The 20149-nt window shown below is 69.7% G+C and carries 22 protein-coding genes; 10 read left to right on the top strand and 12 right to left on the bottom strand.

Annotated elements, in window-relative coordinates; translation table 11 throughout:
• Positions 1–1246: M28 family peptidase (locus VF522_RS20325; protein ID WP_330910136.1), on the top strand; the 1246-nt coding region annotated here is incomplete at its 5' end.
• Between the two features lie 3 nt (positions 1247–1249).
• Here the strand turns inward: VF522_RS20325 and VF522_RS20320 are convergent.
• The gene (locus tag VF522_RS20320; RefSeq protein ID WP_330910135.1) at positions 1250–2227 is read right to left on the bottom strand and encodes a tripartite tricarboxylate transporter substrate binding protein; all 978 of its coding nucleotides are present in this window, start codon (positions 2225–2227) and stop codon (positions 1250–1252) included.
• A gap of 115 nt (positions 2228–2342) precedes the next feature.
• Positions 2343–3614, bottom strand: coding sequence for a DUF445 domain-containing protein (locus tag VF522_RS20315; protein ID WP_330910134.1), 1272 nt, complete (start codon positions 3612–3614; stop codon positions 2343–2345).
• Between the two features lie 134 nt (positions 3615–3748).
• On the opposite strand from VF522_RS20315, the gene VF522_RS20310 reads away from it, so the two are divergent.
• Positions 3749–4036, top strand: a complete 288-nt coding sequence (locus VF522_RS20310; RefSeq protein ID WP_330910133.1) for a type II toxin-antitoxin system HicA family toxin — start codon at positions 3749–3751, stop codon at positions 4034–4036.
• A gap of 360 nt (positions 4037–4396) precedes the next feature.
• Positions 4397–4672 carry a hypothetical protein gene (locus VF522_RS20305; protein WP_330910132.1) on the top strand — a complete coding sequence of 92 codons (276 nt, stop codon included), beginning with the start codon at positions 4397–4399 and terminating at the stop codon, positions 4670–4672.
• 22 nt (positions 4673–4694) lie between these two features.
• Here VF522_RS20305 and VF522_RS20300 read toward each other — a convergent pair whose 3' ends face one another.
• From VF522_RS20300 to VF522_RS20290, 3 genes are read right to left on the bottom strand one after another with little or no spacing between them, the layout of a single operon-like run.
• Complete coding sequence (locus tag VF522_RS20300; protein WP_330910131.1) at positions 4695–5657, bottom strand: tripartite tricarboxylate transporter substrate binding protein; 963 nt, start codon at positions 5655–5657, stop codon at positions 4695–4697.
• Between the two features lie 17 nt (positions 5658–5674).
• Positions 5675–5992 carry an AtuA-related protein gene (locus VF522_RS20295; protein WP_330910130.1) on the bottom strand — a complete coding sequence of 106 codons (318 nt, stop codon included), beginning with the start codon at positions 5990–5992 and terminating at the stop codon, positions 5675–5677.
• Positions 5989–7338 carry an acyclic terpene utilization AtuA family protein gene (locus tag VF522_RS20290; protein ID WP_330910129.1) on the bottom strand — a complete coding sequence of 450 codons (1350 nt, stop codon included), beginning with the start codon at positions 7336–7338 and terminating at the stop codon, positions 5989–5991. The genes VF522_RS20295 and VF522_RS20290 overlap by 4 nt, the downstream gene beginning before the upstream one ends.
• A 151-nt stretch (positions 7339–7489) precedes the next feature.
• On the opposite strand from VF522_RS20290, the gene VF522_RS20285 reads away from it, so the two are divergent.
• Positions 7490–8485 carry a LysR family transcriptional regulator gene (locus VF522_RS20285; RefSeq protein WP_330910128.1) on the top strand — a complete coding sequence of 332 codons (996 nt, stop codon included), beginning with the start codon at positions 7490–7492 and terminating at the stop codon, positions 8483–8485.
• Between the two features lie 4 nt (positions 8486–8489).
• On the opposite strand, the gene norR is transcribed toward VF522_RS20285, so the two are convergent.
• Positions 8490–10046 (bottom strand): nitric oxide reductase transcriptional regulator NorR, encoded by a 1557-nt coding sequence (norR, locus tag VF522_RS20280; protein WP_330910127.1) that lies wholly within the window; start codon positions 10044–10046, stop codon positions 8490–8492.
• Positions 10047–10139: 93 nt separating this feature from the next.
• Here norR and hmpA point away from each other — a divergent pair, with 93 nt between their 5' ends.
• Positions 10140–11333, top strand: coding sequence for an NO-inducible flavohemoprotein (gene hmpA / locus VF522_RS20275; protein WP_330910126.1), 1194 nt, complete (start codon positions 10140–10142; stop codon positions 11331–11333).
• Positions 11334–11339: 6 nt separating this feature from the next.
• On the opposite strand, the gene sugE is transcribed toward hmpA, so the two are convergent.
• The 3 genes from sugE to VF522_RS20260 all read right to left on the bottom strand — a co-directional run bounded on the left by sugE (position 11340) and on the right by VF522_RS20260 (position 12956).
• On the bottom strand, positions 11340–11660 hold the full coding sequence (gene sugE, locus VF522_RS20270; protein WP_330910125.1) for a quaternary ammonium compound efflux SMR transporter SugE: 321 nt from the start codon (positions 11658–11660) through the stop codon (positions 11340–11342).
• Positions 11661–11808: 148 nt separating this feature from the next.
• Complete coding sequence (locus VF522_RS20265) at positions 11809–12474, bottom strand: nucleotidyl transferase AbiEii/AbiGii toxin family protein (RefSeq protein WP_330910124.1); 666 nt, start codon at positions 12472–12474, stop codon at positions 11809–11811.
• A complete protein-coding gene (locus VF522_RS20260; protein WP_330910123.1) occupies positions 12453–12956 on the bottom strand; it encodes a helix-turn-helix transcriptional regulator in 504 nt (167 codons plus the stop codon). The genes VF522_RS20265 and VF522_RS20260 overlap by 22 nt, the downstream gene beginning before the upstream one ends.
• A gap of 140 nt (positions 12957–13096) precedes the next feature.
• Between VF522_RS20260 and VF522_RS20255 the strand changes: the two genes are divergently transcribed.
• Entirely contained in the window at positions 13097–14107 is a 1011-nt protein-coding gene (locus VF522_RS20255) for a bestrophin family protein (RefSeq protein ID WP_330910122.1), read from the top strand.
• Positions 14108–14118: 11 nt separating this feature from the next.
• Positions 14119–14895, top strand: a complete 777-nt coding sequence (locus VF522_RS20250; RefSeq protein ID WP_330910121.1) for an SDR family oxidoreductase — start codon at positions 14119–14121, stop codon at positions 14893–14895.
• 94 nt (positions 14896–14989) lie between these two features.
• Here VF522_RS20250 and VF522_RS20245 read toward each other — a convergent pair whose 3' ends face one another.
• Positions 14990–15883: an amino acid ABC transporter substrate-binding protein gene (locus tag VF522_RS20245; protein WP_330910120.1), complete on the bottom strand. Its 894-nt coding sequence runs from the start codon at positions 15881–15883 to the stop codon at positions 14990–14992.
• Positions 15884–15988: 105 nt separating this feature from the next.
• Between VF522_RS20245 and VF522_RS20240 the strand changes: the two genes are divergently transcribed.
• The gene (locus VF522_RS20240; RefSeq protein WP_330910119.1) at positions 15989–16882 is read left to right on the top strand and encodes a LysR family transcriptional regulator; all 894 of its coding nucleotides are present in this window, start codon (positions 15989–15991) and stop codon (positions 16880–16882) included.
• A 15-nt stretch (positions 16883–16897) separates the two neighbouring features.
• Here VF522_RS20240 and VF522_RS20235 read toward each other — a convergent pair whose 3' ends face one another.
• Positions 16898–17431, bottom strand: a complete 534-nt coding sequence (locus VF522_RS20235) for a hypothetical protein (protein ID WP_330910118.1) — start codon at positions 17429–17431, stop codon at positions 16898–16900.
• Positions 17432–17439: 8 nt separating this feature from the next.
• Positions 17440–18243, bottom strand: a complete 804-nt coding sequence (locus VF522_RS20230; RefSeq protein ID WP_330910117.1) for a hypothetical protein — start codon at positions 18241–18243, stop codon at positions 17440–17442.
• 173 nt (positions 18244–18416) lie between these two features.
• On the opposite strand from VF522_RS20230, the gene gndA reads away from it, so the two are divergent.
• Entirely contained in the window at positions 18417–19829 is a 1413-nt protein-coding gene (gndA, locus tag VF522_RS20225) for an NADP-dependent phosphogluconate dehydrogenase (protein WP_330910116.1), read from the top strand.
• Positions 19830–19966: 137 nt separating this feature from the next.
• Positions 19967–20149: hypothetical protein (locus VF522_RS20220; protein ID WP_330910115.1), on the top strand; the 183-nt coding region annotated here is incomplete at its 3' end.

The raw sequence follows: 20149 nt of genomic DNA, 5'->3' as shown, positions 1-20149 counted from the left end.
GCTCGATGCGGACGGCGCACTCTGGACGGACTTCCTCGCGCTGTGCGACTTCGGCGGGCGCCTCGCGGGGTCGCCCAGCGAGGCGCAGGCGCAGGCCTGGTGCACCACACGGCTCGATGCCGTGAGCCCCGGCGTGCGTTCGCGCCAGGACGCCACGCCGTATGCGGGTTGGACCTGCCATCGTGCCGAGCTGTTCGACGCGAACTCCGGTGCGCGACTCGCGGCCGTGCCGCTGCTGGGGACGGCCTCGACGCCCGCGGACGGCCTGGAGCTGGATGTGATCGACCTGGGCCGCGGCACGCCGGAGCAGATCCGCCAGGCGGGCGACGCCGTCCGCGGCCGCGCGGTGCTGGTGGCGCACGAGTACCCCTTCGCTTCCGTCACCGTGCACCGGCGCGTGAAGCTCGCGGCCGCGCAGGAGGCGGGCGCGGCAGCTTTCCTGATCGCGCAGCCCGAAGCCGGCGTAGGCCCGGTGTCGGGATCCTCGGGGCGTGGCGGCGGTGCCGGCATTCCGGCGATGGGCATCTCCGCCGAGGCGGCGGCGGTGCTGCGGCGGCCCGGTGCGCGCGTGCGCATGCACCTCGCGGGCGAGGACCGTCCGGGCCTGGAGACCAAGGCGCTGGTGCTGGACTTGCCGGGGCGCGGCCCCGAACGCGTCGTCGTCTCGGCCCACATCGACGGCCACCCGCTCGCGGAAAGCGCGATCGACAACGGCACGGGCGTCGCCGCGGCACTGGCGCTCGCGCGTGCCGCGGCGCCGTTCATGCAAGGCATGGAGCGCGGCCTCACGGTGTGCATCTTCAGCGCGGAGGAGTGGGCGCTGCAGGGATCGCGCGCGTGGATCGCGGGGCTGGATGCGGAAAGCCGCGCACGCATCCGCCTGAACCTGAACCTCGATTCGCTGGCGGGCTCCGATCGGCTGACCGCGTTGACGTCGGGCTTCCCGGCGCTGGGCGCCTTCCTGCAGGAGGCCGCCACGGCCGGCGGTCATGCGCTGGCGACCCACCTGCCGCTGATGCCGAACAGCGACCACGCGAACTTCGCTGCCGCCGGCATTCCCGCGTTGCGGCTGCTCGCGGGATTCGATGAACCGGAAAGCAAGCTGCGCCTGCTGCTCACGCCCGCCGACACGCGGGCGCTGGTCGAGCAGGGGACCATGCGCGACGCAACCCGTTGCGCGGGTGCCTTGCTGTGGGCGGCGCTGGGCGCGAGGAGCGAGGAGCTCGCCGCGCTCGCGCGGCGCTGACGCTCAGTCGGCGGTGATCTTTGCGCGCTGGATCACGTCGTGCCAGCGCGCCGCATCGCCGGCGATCATCTTCTGCAGCGCGGGCGCGCCCACGTCGTCGGGGATCGTCAGGCCCACGGTCTGCAGGCGCGCGCGCACCTTGGCATCACGCAGCACCTTCTGCGTCGCCTCGGCCACGCGGTTGACCACTTCGGGCGGCGTGCCCGCGGGCGCCAGCAGGCCCCACCAGCTCTGCACGGACATCCCGGGCCAGCCCAGCTCGCGGAAGGTGGACACGTCGGGCGTCTCCTTCGCGCGCTGCGGGCTGCTCACGCCGATGGGGCGCACCCGGCCTGCCTGATACAGCGCGGTGGCGGTCGGCATGGTGGTGAAGCTGGCCTGCACCTGGCCCGCCGCCAGGTCAGTCATCGCGGGCCCGGCGCCCTTGTAGGGAACGTGCACCAGCTGCGTTCCGGTCTGGATCATGAACAGTTCAGCCATCAGGTGCGTGAGCGAGCCGTTGCCGCCGGAAGCGATGGACACCTTGCCCGGCGCGGACTTCGCCTGCTGCACGAGGTCGGCGGCCGTGCGCAGCGGCGAGGTCTGGTTGACGAACAGGTACATGGGCGCGACCCCCAGCACGGCCACGGGCGCGAAACTCTTCTCCGCGTTGTACTTGGCGCGTTCGCGATAGAGCGCCGGCACGATAGTGAAGGGCACGTCCGCGAGCAGCAGCGTGTAGCCATTGGGCGCTTCACCGGCCACGTACTGCGTGCCGAGCATCGAACCCGCGCCGGCCCGGTTGTCGACGATCACCGGCTGCCCGAGCTCGCGAGCGAGCTCCTCGCTGATCGCCCGCGCGATCACGTCCGAACTGCCGCCCGGGGAGTAGGGGACCACGATGCGAACCGGCTTGTCGGGATAGGCAGCCTGGGCGCCGAGCGCCAGGCCGAGGGCCGCGGCGCCGAGGGCGGCTTTCAGGGCACGAAAGGGACGGGTCATGTCTCACTCCAGTAGGGGGGTTGCCCCATTCTGGAGTGGGATCGGGGGCGATCCAAGCGATGGATTGGAATCGGGGATTCTGGGGTGGAATGGCGGCGTCGGAGGTACGCAGCCCTCACATGCTTGCCGCCAACGTGAGCAGGTGCAGCCCCAATCCGATCACGCCACCCACGATCGTTCCGTTCACGCGGATGGCCTGCAGGTCCTTTCCGATGTTCAGCTCGATCTGGTCGGCCATCTCGCGCCCGTCCCACGCGCGGACCGTGTCGCGCACGTGGCGGGTCAGGAATTCCGCGAACTCCGGCGCGAGCCGGTGGGCGGCGTCCTCGAGCTGGGAGCGCAGGGACTGCCGCAGCTGCGCGTCCTGCGAGAGCTGCTCGCCGAGCCACGTGGCGCCCGCGGCGACGCCTTGGTGGAACATCGACTGCGGGTCGCGCAGGTCGTCCGCCAGCCAGGTCTTCAACGACCGCCAGAGGGTGCCGACGTAGGCGCCGAACGTGTCGTCGTTCAGCAGGTACTGCTTGATCTCCTCGCCGCGCGCCTGCAATGCCGGGTCCGACTGGAGCCTCAGCACGAAATCGTGGATCCACTGGTCGAACAGCTGCCGGTAGGCGTGCGCCGGATTCGCCCGGATGCTCTCCAGGCGGCGCACGACGGCGTCGGCGATGGCGGCCGCCACGTTGTGCGCGATCCATTGCCTGGGCAGCACCTTCTGCTTGCGCGGGTGCTCCTGGGCGAGCCAGTCGATCACCTGCGCCGCGATCCACGCGCGTGTCTCCGGACGATCGATCAGGTGCAGCGCGCGGTCCAGCCCCTGTTCCAGCAGCTGCTCGTGGCGGCCGTCGCTGGTCAGCGTATCGAGCAGGCCGCGCAGCGAACCGGCGAGATCCACGCCCTTGAACACTTCGCGCGCGGCGTCGCGCAGCAATTGCTCGATGCGGGCATCCTCCACCAGGTGCAGTGCTCCCTCCGTGGCGCGCGCCAGGTACGAGCCGATCCGCCGCGCGTTGGCGGCATCGGTCAGCCACTGCGCAACGTACCGCGAGGGATCGTGCTCGCGGATCAGCGCCACCAGCGTGTGCGGCGCCAGGAACTTTTCGCGGACGAAGGCCGAGAGGTTGTCGGCGATCCGGTCCTTGCTGCGCGGGATCACGTCCGTGTGCGCCGTGATGAACGGAATGCCGGTGGGGATGCGCCGGAACAGTGCGCTCACCGCGAACCAGTCCGCCAGCCCGCCGACCATCGCGGCCTCGGTGATCGCGCGGATGGCGAGCACCCACGGGTTCGTCGGCACCAGCATGGTGAGGACAAAAATGCCAGCCGCCGCGGCGAGCAGCAAGCCGGCCGTGCGCTTGGCGTACGCGAGTTCCTGCCGTTTCTGCTCCACGGGGCGTCCTCCGGTTTCCTTGCAGCTGACCCATTACAGCTTGAATTCGAAGGTCTGCTCTCTTGCATGGCCCGCCCGTCCGCCGCATATTGCGGGCGTAGCGCGCGCTTTCACGGCGTTTTGGCGAGGACCCGATGAGCCACCGAACCACCAACCTCCTGCGCACCATCTTCCATGACCCGCCCAGCGGCAACGTGCATTGGCGGGAAGTCGAATCGCTGCTGAAGCATGTCGGAGCGTCCGTGGAGCCGATCTCGGGCGCCCGGATCCGTGTGAAGCTCAATCGCATGGAGGGCGTGCTGCACCGCCCGCACCACAGCAATGTGCTGGACGTGAGCGCGCTGATGCACGTGCGCGAGATCCTCGCACGCGGCGGCGTGACGCCTTCGCTGTACGAAGGCAGGGAGCGCAACGTCGAGTGAGAGTTTCGCCGAGCCGGGCAACGTTCTCGTCCAAAGGGCCGGAACTGGGGCAAAACTGGGATAGCATGGGCCCGATCCGCCTGTCCCATGTCAGCCGCTCACTTCGGTCTCGTTCCGGGCCTTGCACTGCAGCTGGCCACATGCGTAGCCAGCTATGCGGCTTCCGTGCGCGCGGCGAGGGCGAATCCCCTCGACAAAGCCCATCTGTCGGCCGTGGGTGCATACCTCGGTTCGATCCGTGAGCTGGCCCGCGGAGTCCCCGCGGTCTGGGCCGAGTGGGGACGATTCGCCGTCGCGCATGCCGAGTTCAGCTTGGGGCGCATCGGAGATCCTGCCGCTGCCGGCCGGGGAGCCAAGCTGATGCAACTGGAAGAATGCGCGGAAGCTCTGATGCGCAAGGCGGTGCGTTGGGCGGTGCTGGTGCAGGAGCAGTTTCCCGTGTCGATGGAAGTGGCGCAGGCTTTCATCGAATGGGAGGCAGCGCGCAAGGTCGTGTTCGAGCTGAGGCTGGCTGCTGCCAGTCCGGCCACGTGTGCGCCGGAAACAGGTGAGTGGCTGGACCTGTGGGAATCCAGGTCCGCCGACTTGCTGCTGAACGCCACTGCCGTTCTCAAGGAGCCGGACCCGGATACGTGAGGGGCCGCGGCGGCGCGTCCCGTTACTCCTTCTGGATCCCCGCTGCCCCGATGATCTTCTTCCACTTGTCCGACTCCCCCGCCTGGAACTTGCGCAATTCCTCCGGCGTGCTCGCGAGCGTCTCGAAGCCGTTCTGCGCGTAGAAGTTCGCCACGCTCTGCTGGCGGTTCGCCTTCACGAGGATCTCGTTGAGCCGCGCGACCACCGGCGCAGGTGTGCCGGCCGGCACGTACGCCGCGAACCAGAAGCCCATGTCGTAGCCCTTCACGCCGGCCTCGCTGATGGTCGGGAGTTCCGGTGCGAGCGGCGTGCGCTTCGACGTGGAGACCGCCAGCGCCTTCACCTTGCCCGCCTTCGCCTGCGGCAGGCCGGTGGCCATGTCGGTGATCATGAAGTGGATCTGCCCGCCGATCAGGTCCGTCACCGCCGGGGGATTGCTGCGGTAGGGGATGCCGACGATGTAGCTGCCCGTCATCTGCTTGAACAGCTCGCCGGCGATGCGGCTGGACGAACTGCCGTAGCCGAAGGACAGCTTGCCCGGCTGCGCCTTCGCGAGCTTCACCAGGTCCTGCACGCTCTTGACCGGCAGGTCGTTGTTCACCACCAGGATCTGGCCGCCTTTGGACAGCAGCGTCACCGGCTCGAAGTCCTTCACCGGGTCGTACGGCAGCGTCTTGAACAGGTGCTCGTTGGCCGCGTGCGTGGTGTTGGTCGTGATCAGGACCGTGTAGCCGTCCTTGGGTGCCTTGGCCGCGGCCTGCGCGCCGATGAAGGCGTTGGCGCCGGGCTTGTTCTCGACGACCACCGACTGCTTCGTCTCGGTCGTCACGGCCTGGCCGAGCGCGCGCGCGAGCTGGTCGGTGGCGCTGCCCGCGGCGAAGGGCACGATGAAGGTGATCGGCTTGTCCGGATAGTTCTGCGCCAGCGCGGGCAGGGCCAGCAGTGCGCCAGCGGCGAGCAGGATACGTCGGGTCGACGAATGCATCTTGTTTGTCTCCTTTTTCAATCGATCTGGATGGGAAGGGTGAGCAGCAGGCTGGACAGGCTCTTGCCGTGCGCGTCCAGGTTCAGGGAGCCGTTGACGCCGCCGTCGAGGACGTCGTCCAGCACGAAGTTCATGGCATGCAGTCTGGGCAGCAGGTAGCGATGCACAGCGCCTGGCCGGCGCGAGCCGAACAGCTCCGCGACCCGCGCTTCCGTGATCTGGTCCACCAGCAGCGGCCAGTGCGCCGCATCGAAGGCGATGAGCGCGATGGACGACCGGTTGCCCTTGTCGCCGGTGCGGGCGTGCGCGATCGCATGCAGCAGGACGGTCTTCATGCGGCGAAGCTCCAGGCGGGGTGCAGCCAGTCGCGCGGCACGTAGCACGAGTCGCTCGCGAGCCGCGGCGTGATCGAGGTGCGCACGCCGCCGCCGCCGGCGGGGCCGCAGGTGTAGAGGGCCAGCACTTCGCGCGTGAGCTGTTCGAGGTCGCCGCGGTCGGTGGAGGCGGCGGCGATGCGCAGCCGCACGTCTTCCGATTCGGGTGCGGCGTGCTGGTCCCACCAGCGGCCGGCGTCGTCGGCGAAGACGCTGGCCATGCCGATCAGGTCGGCGCGCAGGCGCAGGTGTCCGAGGCCGAGCGTTCGCAGCCGCTCGCGCACGACGTCGGCAGCGAGCCGTGCGCGTGCGGCGGCGTTCGGGCCGGCATAGGAGATCTCGCCTTCGCCCAGCCAGCCGCCTTCGTGGCAGACGGTCGCCTTCAGGGTGGCGGGGCGGGGGTGCCCGAGCACGCCGCGCACTTCGACGCGATCGGGGCCCGCGGGATGCAGTTCCACTTGGGTGATGTCCGCGACCACGTCGGGCGTGAGGTACGCGGCGGGGTCGTGGATCTCGTACAGCAGCTGTTCGGTGACGGTGCGGCGGTCGACGCAGCCGCCGGTGCCCGCGGCCTTGGTGACGACGAAGCGGCCGTCGGCGTGCATCTCCACGATGGGGAAGCCGACGTGGGCGAGATCGGGGACGTCCTTGCGGCCCGGGTCGGCGAAGTAGCCGCCGGTGACCTGCGCGCCGCACTCCAGCAGGTGGCCGGCCATGGTGCCGGCGGCGAGCCGGTCCCAGTCGTCGGCGGCCCAGTCGAAGTGCGCCAGCATCGGGCCGAGGGCCAGCGCAGGATCGGCGACGCGGCCCGTGACCACCACCTGCGCGCCTGCGCGCAAGGCGTCGGCGATCTGCTGCGCGCCGAGGTAGGCGTTGGCGCTCACGAGGGGGCGGTCCCGCAGTTCGGCGGGCAGCAGTTCGCGCATGCGGGCGGGCGGCAGTGACGCGAGGAGGTCATCGCCTTCGACGACGGCGACGCGCAAAGGTGGCAGACCCAGCGTGGCGGCGAGCTGCTGCACGCGCGCCGCGGCCCCGCGCGGATGGGCCGCGCCGAAGTTGCCGACGATGGGGATGCCGGCGCGCACGCAGTCGGCGAGCACCGGCCGCAGGAAGCGCTCCAGGCTCGGCTCCCAGCCGGAGTCGGGGTTCTGGCGGCGCTGCAGCTGCGCCAGGGCGAGGGTGCGCTCGGCGAGCGTCTCGAACATCAGCACGGCGGGGCCGCCCAGGGCCGCGAGCGTGCGCACCACCGGCACGGCGGCATCCCAGCGGTCGCCGCTGAAGCCGGCGCCGCAGCCGATGCGAAGCATGGGCCTGTCGCTCCGTGAGGGGGGGCTCGAACTCAAGTCCTGTCTCCTGTCGGGCTGTGTTCCTGCGAAGTGCGCAGGCAGTCGGCGGAGAGTAGGGCGACGCCACGCATCCGTAAAATGGAAAATTCCGCTCAAGTCATCGGAATTGCAGATGAATCTGTCTTCACGCGACCTGCGCGCGGTGCTCGCCCTGATCGAGGAGCGCAACTTCACGCGCGCCGCGGAGCGGGTGCACCTGTCGCAGTCGGCCTTCAGCGCGCTGATCCAGGGGGTGGAGGATGCGCTCGGCGCGCGCCTGTTCGACCGCACGACGCGCTCGGTGGTGGTCACGCCCGAGGGCCGGTTGTTCGAGGCGTCGGCGCGGCGCGTGCTGGCGGACTTCGACGGCATGGTCGCCGACTTCCAGGACCATGCGCAGAAGCGGCGCGGGCGCGTTTCGATCGCCGCACTGCCGTCGCTGGCGGCTGGCTGGTTGCCGGGCGTGTTCGCCGAGTACCGCCGCCGCTATCCGGGCGTGGAGCTCGCGCTGCAGGACAGCCTGTCGGAGCAATGCCTGGCCGCCGTGCGCGGCGGGCAGGTGGACCTCGCGCTCGCCACCGCGGGCGACAAGGACGCGGACCTCGCCACCGACGAACTGTGCAGCGACGACTTCCACCTGATCTGCCGCAAGGACCATCCGCTGGCAAAGCAGAAAGAGATCCGCCTGCGCGACCTGGCCGCGTATCCCTTCGTGCACCTGTCCCGCAACAGCAGCGTGCGGCAGCACCTCGAGGCGGCGTTTCATCCGACGACCATGCAGACCGTGCTGGAGGTGGAGCACCTGGCGACGGTGACGGGCATGGTGGAGGCTGGCATCGGCATCACGGTGGTGCCGGCGCTGACGCTGTTCCACTTCGATCGGCCGGCGCTGGTCGTGCGGCCGCTGGAGATCAAGGGGCTGAAGCGAAGGATCCTGCTGGTGCGGAGGAAGACGGATCCGCTGTCGGCGGCGGCGCAGGCGCTGTATGAGTTGATGCTGGAGCAGAAGCCGCTGGTCCAGCCCGCACCGTCATCGCTCCGCCCCCCATCGTCATCGCGCCGCCCCCCGTCGTCATCGCGCCGCCCCCCGTCGTCATCCCCGCGCAGGCGGGGATCCAGGGCTTCGTGAAGGGCTATCCACCCGAAGCAATCACCCCCAACTTCCGCGCCAGCCGATGGAAGTTGCTGCGATCCATCCCCGCTTCCGCAGCCGCCCGGCTCAAGTGCCCACCGTTGCGCGCGATGCAGGCTTCCAGCCAGCGGCGCTGGAATTCCTCGGTCGCCTCCCGCAGGCCCTGGCCAGCTACCACCGACACGACCGGCGCAACCACCTCGGGCGCAGCCGTCACCAACGCCTCCAGCGCCACATGCCGCGGCTCGATCGCCACCCACCTTCCACCGCGCCCCTGCTCGTGAAACGCCCTCAGCGCCGCGCGGCTCAGCACGTGTTCCAGCTCGCGCACATTCCCCGGCCAGCGATGCTGCAGCAACGCCGTCTTGGCAGCAGGACTCAAGCGCAAGTTGCGCGCACCCAGCCGATGCTGGTTCTCCTCCAGGAAGCTGCCCGCCAGCGACAGCACATCACGCCCGCGCTCGCGCAGCGGCGGAACCTGCAGGGGATACACCGCGAGCCGGTGGTACAGGTCGGCGCGGAAGCGTCCCTGCGCGATCATCAAACGCAGGTCGCGGTTGGTGGCGGCGACCACGCGCACGTCCACCTTCTGCAGCCGGTCGCTGCCCGGGCGCTGCACCTCGCCGCTTTGCAGCACGCGCAGCAGCTTGGCCTGCACCGCCAGCGGCAGCTCGCCGACCTCGTCGAGGAAGAGGGTGCCGCCGTCGGCCAGTTCGAACTTGCCCAGGCGGTTCTGCACGGCGCCGGTGAAGGCGCCCTTGGCGTGGCCGAACAGTTCGCTGTCGGCGATCGTCTCGGGCAGCGCGGCGCAGTTCACCTGCACCAGCGGTCGCGCGCGCCGCGCGGAGGCCGTGTGCAGGCGTTGCGCAACCAGGTCCTTGCCGACGCCGGTTTCGCCGAGCACCAGCACGGTGAGATCGGAGGCGGCCACCGCATCGATCTCCGTGCGCAGGCGCTGCATCGCGGGACTGGTGCCGAGCAGCTCGCGTGCCGGGGCGTGCACGGCGTGCCATTCGCGCGCGGCCGCCTGTTCGCGCTCGGTCTTTCGGGCCATCGCCTGCAGCGCGGTGATCGCCTCCACGCCGGATTCGACGAGCCGCACCAGCGCTTCGAGCTGCTGCGGGCCGACATCGTCGAAGGCGCCGGGCTGCAGCGCATCCAGGGTCAGCAGTCCCCAGAGGCCGCCGTCCACGCGCAGCGGCGCGCCCAGGCAGTCGTGCACCGGCAGGATGGCGGGCTGGCCGGCGACCATGCCGTCGTAGGGATCGGGCAGGCCGCAGTCGGGCGCGAAGCGCAGCACGCCGGGGCTTTCGACCAGGCGCGCCAGGCGCGGATGCGCGGCGACGACGAAGCGGCGGCCGAGCGCCTCGACGCTGAGGCCGTCGACGGCCAGCGGCGTGAGCACGGAACCGTCGAGGCGCAGCAGGGCGAGGGCGTCGCAGGGCACGAGCTGGCGGGCGGCCGTGAGGAGCTCGAGGTAGCGATCGGATTCGGCGAGGGAGGCGGGCGCGGGCGTGGTGCTTTCGACCACGCCGGTGGTCGCAGGTACAACGGACATTGTTGTCGATTGGACCACGCGTCCCGAATTCCTTGCAGTGACAAGGACTTGCGGGCGGCGCTGCGCTGGCACGGATCTTGGGATGCATTGCGCATGTTCACCGCCAAGACCATCTCCCTGATCCAGGCCACCGTGCCCGTCCTGCAGCAGCACGGCGAGGCGATCACCACGCACTTCTACCAGCTGATGTTCCGCGAGCATCCGGAGGTGAAGGCGTTCTTCAACGAGGCCCATCAAGCCCACGGCACCCAGGCGCGCGCGCTCGCGGGCGCGGTGCTCGCCTATGCGGCCCACATCGACCGGCTCGACGAACTGGCCGGCGCGCTGCCGCGCATCATCCAGAAGCACGCGGCCCTCGGCGTGCTGCCCGAGCACTACCCGATCGTCGGCGCCTGCCTGCTGCGCGCCATCAAGGAAGTGCTGGGCGACGCCGCCACCGACGACATCGTCGCGGCCTGGGGCGAGGCCTACCAGGCGCTCGCGAACCTCCTGATCGCCGCCGAGGAGCAGGTGTACGCCGCCAATGCCGCCCGCGCGGGTGGCTGGCGCGGCACACGCGCCTTCCGCATCGCGCGCCGCGAGGCCGAGAGCGAGCTCATCACCTCGTTCTACCTGGAGCCGGTGGACGGACAGCCGCTGCTGGACTTCGTGCCCGGCCAGTACCTCACGCTCGTGCTGCAGGTCGAAGGCGAGGAGGTGCGCCGCAACTACTCGCTGTCCGATGCGCCGGGCAAGTCCTGGTACCGCATCAGCGTCAAGCGCGAGGAGGGCGGCCGCGTGTCCAACTGGCTGCATGCGCAGGCGCAAGTCGGCGCCGTCTTGCAGGCGCAGGCGCCCTGCGGGGACTTCACGCTGGCGCCGGCCGCGAACGACGATCTGCGTCCGCTGGTGCTGGTGACCGGGGGCGTCGGCATCACGCCGGCGATGAGCATGCTGGAAGCCGCGGCACCCAGCGGCCGCCCGATCCGCTTCATCCATGCCGCGCGGCACGGCGGCGTGCATGCCTTCCGCGCGCGCGTCGATGCGCTGGCGGCACGGCATGCGAACGTCGAAGTGCTGTACGTGTACGACCAGCCGCGGCCCGGGGACCAGCCGCACGCCACCGGCCTGCTGACGCAGGAGCTGCTGGCGCGCCAGCTGCCGGCCGACCGCAACGTGGACGTCTACTTCCTCGGCCCGAAGCCCTTCATGCAGGCCGTGTACCGCAACGGCCTCGCACTGGGCGTGGCGCGCGAGCGCCTGCGCTACGAGTTCTTCGGGCCGCTGGAGGAGCTGCAGGCGGCGTGATGCCGTTCAACTGCTGGACACGATCTTCAGGCCGACGATCCCGGCCGCGATCAGCGCCAGGCAGATGAGCCGCGGCAGCGAGGCCGAATCCCCGAACAGGACGATGCCCAGCACCGCGGTTCCCACCGCGCCCACGCCGGTCCAGACCGCGTAGGCCGTTCCGACGGGGAGCTGCTTCATCGCGATGGCGAGAAGGAGCACGCTGACCGTCATCGCGGTCAACGTGCCCACGCTCGGCCAAAGACGCGTGAATCCGTGCGTGTACTTCAAGCCGATGGCCCAGCCGACCTCGAACAGGCCGGCGACGAACAGGATGGCCCATGCCATGGAGGAGTCCTCGAACGGGGCCGTCCCCAGTGGTGCAGGGCCGGGGTCGTCCCCGGTGTTTCGAGATTACGTCACGCGGCGCGGGAAGGCCTCGCGCGGCGAAGATGTCCCGCCGGGGATTGGGTGGTTGCGCCGCAACGTTGCTCGCCTAGGCACGCCCCATTGCCGCATCGACGATGGTCTCGGCCAGCGTCAGGCATTCCTCGAACGGGCGCTTGTAGGCCATGCGCTGGATCTGGGCGAATTCCTCTTCGATGAAGCCTGCGTTCGCCTTCAGCTGCGCGATGAACGCGTCGCCATGCCGCGCGAAGAACGGCGCCGCCACGTCGATGGATGCCGGGTCCAGGTCGGCGACGGCGCAGAGATCGAACAGGTCGCGCGCCTTGGCCTGGTTGCCGCGGTGATGCATCTTCTTGGCCAGGATTTCCGCGTTGGTCTCTACCAGGATGCGGCGTCCCCGGTGTTCGACCACCTCCCACGGCTCGCTGGTGAGCGGCTGGCCCACGACGATGTCGATCTCGCCCGTGGGCAGCAGCAGCTTGACGTATTCGGCGGCTTCGACGTAGTCGGCCGTGATCTGCTCGGCGACGTCGCACAGCCGCGGCGTGACGTGCCCGAGGTATTGCGGGTCGGGCACGAACAGGTCGACGTCCCGGCTGTGTCGGTGATCGAGGCGCAGCATGATCACGGTGCCGCCGCCGAAGGTCCATATCGGCCTGGCCATCACCGTGGCCAGGTGGTCCGTCAGCGCCAGTGCGGACGCGAACAGCGCGGCCCAGGGGCCCGCCTTCGTCAGGTCGGCGTTTCTTGCCATAGGCGACGATCGCACTTGAGGACGGCGGCGAGGATGCGCATCCGCTTCCACGTGTCCGGCCTGGGAACGTCGTGCAACTGGTGCAGTTCCTCGGCCAGGTCCGCGAGCACTGCGACCGGGGCCTCCTGCAGCAAGGTGCGCAGGTGCGGGATGTAGCCGGGCGGAACGATGCCTTCCCGCAGGGATTCCAGGAGGACGCCGGGCGGCAACTCGCTCGTGTACGGCACGCTGGCGAGGCGGGCCGCGGCGTCCAGGGCGCTCCTGCTCTTCGCCCGCCGCGTTCCGACGAGGCCGACGGCAAAACCCAGCGCGTTGGCCACCCGCTCGATGCGCGTCGAGCTCAGGTTCTTCAGCTTGCCGTTCTCGAGGTCGGTGACGGTCGCGCGCGAGAGTTCGACGAGACCTGCCAGCTGCTGCTGGGTGAGTCCCATTTCCTGCCGGCGCTCGCGCACCGCGCTACCGAGTTCCCGGAGTAGTGGCATGGCGGCAAGGATGTCACGGGCGCGGCCGGTAGTCAAATATATTTGACATTTAATTGTCTGTCATATTGGTCATATGGCGCGCCAATATTCTGGGCAACGGCGGCTTTCGGCCGGCCGACGCGACGATAAGATCCTCCGCCATGCACATCGGCAAGTCCTACACCCTGCCCGAGTTCATCGACTGGACGCGCCGCCGCGGCTATGTGCTGCTGCTGCTCGCGTTCGTGTCGGTCGCCGCGTACCAGCTCCTCGGGCTGCACTGGCTGGCCTTTCCCTGGCCGGTCGCCGCGCTGCTCGGCACCGCGGCGTCCTTCATCGTCGGCTTCAAGAACGTGCAGACCTACCAGCGCAGCATGGAGGCGCAGCAGGTGTGGACGGCGATCGGCGTCCTCTCGCGCTACTGGGGCTTGATCTGCCGCGACTTCCCGAAGGACGGCAAGGGCTTCGAGCCGCTCGTTCGGCGTCATCTCGCGTGGCTCACCGTGTTGCGCTACGGCGCGCGCGAGCCGCGCGTGTGGGAGAGCAGCAGCTCGCGCTCGAACGTGGAATACCAGAAGAGGAACTACCGCGTGATCGAGCGCGAGGTGCCGCTGGAAAACGAGCTGCGCCGGCTGCTGCCGCAGGAGGACGTGCCGCAGGTGCTGGCGGCGCAGGACAAGTCGGGCTGGCTGCTGTCCGCGCAGAGCAGGGCGATCCGCGAGCTGTACCTGAACCAGGACCTCGTGGTGCTGCACCACACCGAGATGCAGAAGACGCTCAAGGACCTGCTGGACCAGCAAGGGCGGGTCGATCGCATCAAGAACTTTCCCTATCCGCGCCAGTACGCCGCGATCCACCGGATCTTCGTCTGGTGCTTCGCCGCCATCCTGCCGCTGTGCCTGGTGCGCGAGTTCGAGCGGCTGAACGAATCCGTGGGTGGCCTGCTGGCCGGCCACATGGCCTGGTTCGCGGTGCCCTTCGGCGTGCTGGTCGCCTGGCTGTACCTCGCGCTCGACCAGGTGGGCGAGAGCACCGAGAATCCCTTCGAAGGCAACGCCAACGACGTGCCGATCTCGCGCATCTGCGGCACGCTGGAATACGAACTGCGCGGGCTGCTCGGGGACGCCGACGTGCCGATGCCGCCGCCGCAGGACCAGGCCATCATCTTGTGAAGGGAACGGGAATGCAGGAAGACGCAGCGCTGCTCGATGCCTTTCGCCTGGACGGCCGCGTCGCCGTCATCACCGGCGGTGCGCGTGGCATCGGCTACGAGACGGCGAGGTTGTTCACGGCCGCCGGCGCGCGTACGGTGCTGGTGGACCTCGACGAGGCGGCGGCGCGCGAGTCCGCCGCGCGGCTCGGCCCGCAGGCCTCATCGCTGCGGCTCGACGTGTCGGCGGAAGCGGACGTGACGCGCGTCTTCGACGAGATCGCGTCCACGCAGGGCCGCATCGACGTGCTCGTGAACAACGCCGGCATGGCCCTGCGGCGCCCCAGTACCGAACTTTCCCTCGCCGACTGGCAGCGCGTGGTGGACGTCAACATGACAGGCGTCTTCCTGTGCGCACGTGCCGCGGCCAGGCACATGCTCACGCGCGGCAGCGGCACCATCGTCAACACGGCGTCGATCATGGGCCTGTCGGGCGGCGGGCTCTATCCCAACATCTCCTACCAGGCCACCAAGGGCGCAGTGGTCAACATGACGCGCGCGCTGGCCGTGGAATGGGCGCCGGGCGGCCTGCGCGTGAACGCCGTGGCGCCGACCTGGGTGGACACGGAGTTCATCGGCCCGCTGAAGAACTCGCCCGAGCTGATGCGCGAGATCCAGCGCGTGACGCCCCTGGGGCGCCTGGCGCAGCCGATGGAAGTCGCACAGGCCATCCTGTTCCTGGCGTGCCCCGCCTCCTCGATGGTGACGGGGCACGTGCTGGCGGTGGACGGCGGCTTCCTCGCGCAGTGAGGTCCCGTAGGGTGGGCAAGCTTCGCTTGCCCACCGTTTCCCGCGGGTCGCCATGGTGGGCAAGCAAAGCTTGCCCACCCTACGGAGAGGCCACTTACAGCGCCGGCTTGTCCGACAGCGCCTTCAGGTTGTCCTGCAGCTCTTTGCTCATGGGCGCGTTCAGGTTCACGCCCTTGGGCGGGATCGCCGACTGGAACCACTTCTTGTAAAGCTGCTCGAACTCGCCGCTCTTCATCAGGCCGGAGACGGTGTCGTCCACCAGCTTCTTGAAGGCCGGGTCGTCCTTGCGGAACATGATCGCGTAGGGCTCGACCTGCAGCGGCTCGCCCACCACCGCCAGCGAGGCCGGGTTGGCCGCCGCGGCGCGCAGGCCGTACAGCAGGATGTCGTCCATGCCGAAGGCTTCGGCGCGGCCGCCGTCCACCAGCAGCGCGGACTCGGCGTGGTCCTTGGCGGTCAGGAGGTCGAAGCCCAGTTGCTGGCGCTGGTTGGCCGCGCGCAGCACCTGGAAGTTGGTGGTGCCCGCGGTCGTGACGACGCGCTTGCCCTTGAGGTCCGACAGCGCCTTGATGCCGGAGTCCGACTTCACCAGGAAGCGGGTGCCGGTGTAGAAGTAGTTGATCGCGAAGGCGACCTGCTTGCCGCGATCGGAGTTGTTGGTGGTGGAGCCGCACTCGATGTCGACGGTGCCGTTCTGCACCAGCGGGATGCGGTTCTGCGAGGTGACGGGCATCGTCTCGACCTTCAGGTCGGCGCGGCCGGTGGCCTTCTTCACGTTGTCCACGATGCGCTGGCAGATCTCCCAGCCGAAGCCCGTGGGCTTGCCCTCGGCGCCCAGGTAGGAGAAGGGGATCGACGACTCGCGGTGGGCCACGGAGATCGTGCCCGAGGCCTTGACCTTGTCCAGCGTGGGCGGCACCTGCGCCAGTGCGCCGAAGGACAGCAGCACGGCGCACGCGGCGACGATGCGGGAAGGACGGAACGTCATGGGAACTCCAGGAATTGTTGGTGCGGGGCATGCTAGCAAGGATGGGGCCCGCGCCCGACCCGGGGTTGCCCGGGTGGCGTCCGCGCGTTCGCCATACTGGCGTCCATGAACGTCGATTTCCTCCATAGCTTCGTGACGGTGGTCGAGGCGGGCTCGTTCGCCGAAGCGGCACGCCGGCTGGACCTGACGTCGGCGGCGGTCGCCGCGCGCCTGCATGCGCTGGAAGACGAACTCGGCGTCACCCTGATCCAGCGCGCGGGCCGCTCGGTGCGGCCCACGGACGCCGGCACCAAGATCCTCGAGCGCGCGCGCTCGGTGCTGCGCGACGTGCGCGACCTGCGCGCCATCGCCGGCAATTCCAGCCTGCCCGGCGAGCTGCGGCTGGGCGTCTTTCCCACGGCGCTGGTCGACATGCTGCCGACCCTGCTGCAGCGGATGTACGCCGCCGTGCCGGGGCTGTCGGTGTTCGTTCAGCCGGGGACCTCGGTGAAGCTTTGCAGCCGCGTCGCGGCCGGCGAGCTGGATGCCGCGCTGGTGATCGAGCCGCAATTCGTGCTGCCCAAGACCTGCGAATGGCATCCGCTCACCGAGGAGCGGCTGGTCGTGGTGGCGCACGCTTCCCTGCGTGAACGCGACCCGCTCTCGCTGCTCGCCAGCGAACCCTTCATCCGTTATGACCGCGTATCGCTGGGCGGCCAGCAGGCCGATCGCTACCTGCGGGACAACGGCGTCCGTCCGCGACAAAGGCTGGAGATCGACAGCGTGTTCGCGATCGCGGCGCTGGTCGCCAAGGGACTGGGGGTGTCGCTGCTGCCCGATTCGCCGACGCTCTGGAGCTTCGGCCTGGAGATCGCGCGGCTGCAGCTGCCGGGCGACGTCCCGGTGCGGCGCGTGGGCGTGGTGCGATCGCTGCAGGGGCCGTGCGTGCCGCTCACGGCCGAATTGCTGCGGCAGGCGCAGGGCCTGGCTCCCTCTCCCTCCGGGAGAGGGCTGGGGTGAGGGCGCTCCGCTCCCTCAATCCCCCATGTGCACCCAGTCCGTCTCGGACAAGGTGTCCATGAACCGCGCCACGGCCTGCAGCTCGCCGCGCTGCTGCGCCCATTCGAGGTACTCGCGGAAGAACAGGCGCTTCTGCAGCGAGGACAGCTTCGTCCAGATCCAGTCCACGGGCGGCGGAGGCAGGTCCGCGTGGCGGGGGCCGCCGAGTTCCCGATAGAGCTGGCTCCACTTCGGCGGGCACGGGCACACGCGGTTGTTGCGGCGCGCACGCACCATCAGCTGGTCGGCGCTTTCCACCGGCTCGCGCCGCGCGGGCGCGGGCCGCGCGCCGGCCGCCAGCGGCGCGGCGCTGCTGGGGAGCGTCGGGCCGAACTGGGCCTCGATCTCGCGCTCGGCTTCCTGCCACTGCGCCCACATCGATTCGCCGCCCTCGACCACTTCGGGCTGGGGCAATGTCTGCATCCAGGTGCCGTTGAAGGGGTCGTTCGCGGCGGCGAAGAAGGTGTCTTCGGCTTCGGGCCCGGGGGCGGGGATGCGAGCTGCTGCCATGGGATTCCTCATTCCTTCGCGCGCTGCGTGAAGTGGATCGCGCCGGCCGGCGACTTGCCCGCATCGGGCTTCACCGTGCCGTCCGAGAAGACGACGTAGCTGCGCCGGCCCTCACCCGTGCGGGACCACTCCATGGTGCCGAGGGCCTGGGGCGTGGACGGCTTCGCGCGCGCCGTTGCCGCGCGCCCGCCAAGGACGGCCGTCTGCACCGCGTCGTCGGCGGGCAGGGGCGGCAGGCTCGCGCCGCCGAATCGGGCGTTGAGCTGGTCGGCCTGCTTCGCGCCTTCGCGCACGTTGCGGATGTGGCGCAGGGTCTCCACCGGCAGGGCCTGCGTGTTGAGGCCGCTCCAGGTGGCGCGCGCGCGGGACGACAGGTTGTAGTAGATCGAGATGCCTTCGCGCAGCTTGGCGGCCTTCTGCTCCGGCGCGAGCGACAGGCGCGCGACGCGCTGCTTGCTCCACACGGCCGCTTCGCGCAGCAGGCGGGCGGCGGCGTGCACGGCTTCCACCGGGTTGTTCGGGTCGCGCAGGCCCACGGCACGTGCCGTGGCCGGCTCGAACTGCGCGAGGCCGTGGCTGGCGACGCCGTTCTTGCCCATGCCGGTGCGCGGCACCCAGCTGGTCTCGGCGTTGATCACGCCGTACACGTCGCGGAAATCGAGGCCGACCTCATGCAGGCGCGCGCGCTCGGCGGCCGAGCGCGAGAGTGCGATGCGCGAGGCGGGATCCAGCGCAGTGCCGGCCAGCGCGTTGCCGGCGGCAAGCACAGCGGCAAGGACGACGAAAAGGGAGAGATGGATCTTCTTGTGCATGCTGTCTCGAAAACGACCTTGTATGACTGGTCCTACATGGAACGTTCCGTTGTCTTACATGCCCGGCATGGAAAAAAAGCACGAGTTCCCGGATTGGCTGTGGCTGAGCCACATTGCCGGCCAAATGGCTGGGCATCGGCTCTGTCTTTCGGGCTCGTGGACAATCGCGGCCGATGAATTCCCGCAAACCTTCCGACATCGGCATCGTCGGCCTCGGTGTCATGGGCGAGAACCTCGCCCTGAACCTGCATCGCAACGGCTTCGCCGTGAGCGGTTACGACCTCGAAGAACCCAAGCGCGCGAGCTTCGCCGACCGCACCGGTGCGGTCGCGCCGCGCTCCCTCCAGGAACTGGTGAACGGCCTGCGCATCCCGCGCGTGCTGCTGCTGATGGTGCCGGCCGGCGCCGCGGTGGACACGGTGATCGCGGAACTGCGGCCGCTGCTGGCCGCCGGCGACGTCGTCATCGACGGCGGCAACACCCGCTTCACCGACACCCAGCGCCGCATGACCGAGCTGACCGGCAGCGGCATCCTCTACGTGGGCGCCGGCGTGAGCGGCGGCGAGGAGGGCGCGCTCAAGGGGCCGTCGATCATGCCGGGCGGCGACGCCGATGCCTGGCCGCGCATCAAGCCCATCCTGCAGGCCATCGCCGCCAAGGCCGAAGACGGCCAGCCCTGCTGCGACTGGATCGGCCCCGGCGCCTCGGGCCACTACGTGAAGATGGTCCACAACGGCATCGAGTACGCCGACATGCAGACCATCTGCGAGGCTTATTTCCTGATGCAGCAGCTGCTCGAGATGCAGCCGCGCGAGATGAGCGAGGTGTTCGCCGGCTGGAACCGCGGCGAACTCTCGAGCTACCTCGTGGGCATCACCGCGGACATCCTCTCGCGCGTCGATCCGGAGACCGGCAAGCCGCTGGTGGACGTGATCGTCGACACCGCGGAACAGAAAGGCACGGGCAAGTGGGCCAGCCAGGCGGCGCTGGACCTGGGGGTGACCGCGCCGACGATCGCCGATGCCGTGTTCGCGCGGACGGTGAGCGCGGTGCGCGCCGAGCGCGCCGTGGCCTCGGAGGTGCTCGCCGGCCCGCAGCCGGCCTTCGGCGGCGACCCCGACGCTTTCGTCGAGAAGGTCCGGCGCGCGCTGCTGGCGGCCAAGATCTGCGCCTATGCGCAGGGCTTCCAGCTGCTGGCCGCGGCGGACAAGGAGTACGGCTGGGACCTGCCTTTCGGCACGATCGCGGGCCTGTGGCGCGCCGGCTGCATCATCCGCGCGAGCCTGCTGGAGGACATCCGCCGCGCCTATGCGCGCGACCGGCAGCTGGCCAACCTGCTGGTGGACGGCGAGTTCGTCCGCGTGATGGGCGAATCGCACCAGGCGCTGCGCGAGGTGGTGGCGGTGGCGGCGCAGAACGGCGTGGCGGTGCCCGCCTTCATGAGCGCGCTGGCCTATTACGACAGCTACCGTTCGCGCCGGCTGCCGGCCAACCTGCTGCAGGCGCAGCGCGACTACTTCGGCGCCCACACCTACCAGCGGCTCGACCGCGCGGGGAAGTTCCACACCCGGTGGACGGCTGGCTGAGCCGCTTCGCAGCCTGGCTCAGCGCGCCCAAGAGCGTGATTTTTCGTGCATCAGCCCCTCCATTTGCGGCTGGGCCAGAACTACCCCGGCGTAGGAGGTCTCCTACCGCGTTCATGGCATTCAGGAGGGTTGCTCACATGTGGAAGTCCTACGCGGCGGCGGTGCTGGCGGCGGCGGTGGTTGTCCCGGGTTTTGCCCAGGGCGACGCGTTCGAGAACGGCATGAACACCATGTGGGAAGTGCTGTGGCACCAGAGCGGCACCGCCACGCGGCTCGTCCGCTGGGACCAGGACATCAAGGTGCGCGTGTACGGCACCAAC

Origin of the sequence: Ramlibacter sp. (genome assembly GCF_036383835.1) — a bacterium.
GTDB lineage: Bacteria > Pseudomonadota > Gammaproteobacteria > Burkholderiales > Burkholderiaceae_C > Ramlibacter.
Note: the sequence above shows the minus strand (reverse complement) of the source record. Positions and strands in the feature narration are given on the sequence as shown.

Excerpts from the sequence above, each read along its gene's own strand:
- VF522_RS20320 (WP_330910135.1), bottom strand. The coding sequence starts at position 2,227 with ATGACCCGTCCCTTTCGTGCCCTGAAAGCCGCCCTCGGCGCCGCGGCC.
- VF522_RS20230 (WP_330910117.1), bottom strand. The coding sequence starts at position 18,243 with ATGCACAAGAAGATCCATCTCTCCCTTTTCGTCGTCCTTGCCGCTGTG.
- norR (WP_330910127.1), bottom strand. The coding sequence starts at position 10,046 with ATGTCCGTTGTACCTGCGACCACCGGCGTGGTCGAAAGCACCACGCCC.
- sugE (WP_330910125.1), bottom strand. The coding sequence starts at position 11,660 with ATGGCATGGGCCATCCTGTTCGTCGCCGGCCTGTTCGAGGTCGGCTGG.
- VF522_RS20240 (WP_330910119.1), top strand. The coding sequence starts at position 15,989 with ATGAACGTCGATTTCCTCCATAGCTTCGTGACGGTGGTCGAGGCGGGC.
- VF522_RS20265 (WP_330910124.1), bottom strand. The coding sequence starts at position 12,474 with ATGGCAAGAAACGCCGACCTGACGAAGGCGGGCCCCTGGGCCGCGCTG.
- VF522_RS20310 (WP_330910133.1), top strand. The coding sequence starts at position 3,749 with ATGAGCCACCGAACCACCAACCTCCTGCGCACCATCTTCCATGACCCG.
- gndA (WP_330910116.1), top strand. The coding sequence starts at position 18,417 with ATGAATTCCCGCAAACCTTCCGACATCGGCATCGTCGGCCTCGGTGTC.
- VF522_RS20260 (WP_330910123.1), bottom strand. The coding sequence starts at position 12,956 with ATGCCACTACTCCGGGAACTCGGTAGCGCGGTGCGCGAGCGCCGGCAG.
- VF522_RS20285 (WP_330910128.1), top strand. The coding sequence starts at position 7,490 with ATGAATCTGTCTTCACGCGACCTGCGCGCGGTGCTCGCCCTGATCGAG.
- hmpA (WP_330910126.1), top strand. The coding sequence starts at position 10,140 with ATGTTCACCGCCAAGACCATCTCCCTGATCCAGGCCACCGTGCCCGTC.
- VF522_RS20295 (WP_330910130.1), bottom strand. The coding sequence starts at position 5,992 with ATGAAGACCGTCCTGCTGCATGCGATCGCGCACGCCCGCACCGGCGAC.
- VF522_RS20305 (WP_330910132.1), top strand. The coding sequence starts at position 4,397 with ATGCAACTGGAAGAATGCGCGGAAGCTCTGATGCGCAAGGCGGTGCGT.
- VF522_RS20290 (WP_330910129.1), bottom strand. The coding sequence starts at position 7,338 with ATGCTTCGCATCGGCTGCGGCGCCGGCTTCAGCGGCGACCGCTGGGAT.
- VF522_RS20235 (WP_330910118.1), bottom strand. The coding sequence starts at position 17,431 with ATGGCAGCAGCTCGCATCCCCGCCCCCGGGCCCGAAGCCGAAGACACC.
- VF522_RS20300 (WP_330910131.1), bottom strand. The coding sequence starts at position 5,657 with ATGCATTCGTCGACCCGACGTATCCTGCTCGCCGCTGGCGCACTGCTG.
- VF522_RS20255 (WP_330910122.1), top strand. The coding sequence starts at position 13,097 with ATGCACATCGGCAAGTCCTACACCCTGCCCGAGTTCATCGACTGGACG.
- VF522_RS20250 (WP_330910121.1), top strand. The coding sequence starts at position 14,119 with ATGCAGGAAGACGCAGCGCTGCTCGATGCCTTTCGCCTGGACGGCCGC.
- VF522_RS20245 (WP_330910120.1), bottom strand. The coding sequence starts at position 15,883 with ATGACGTTCCGTCCTTCCCGCATCGTCGCCGCGTGCGCCGTGCTGCTG.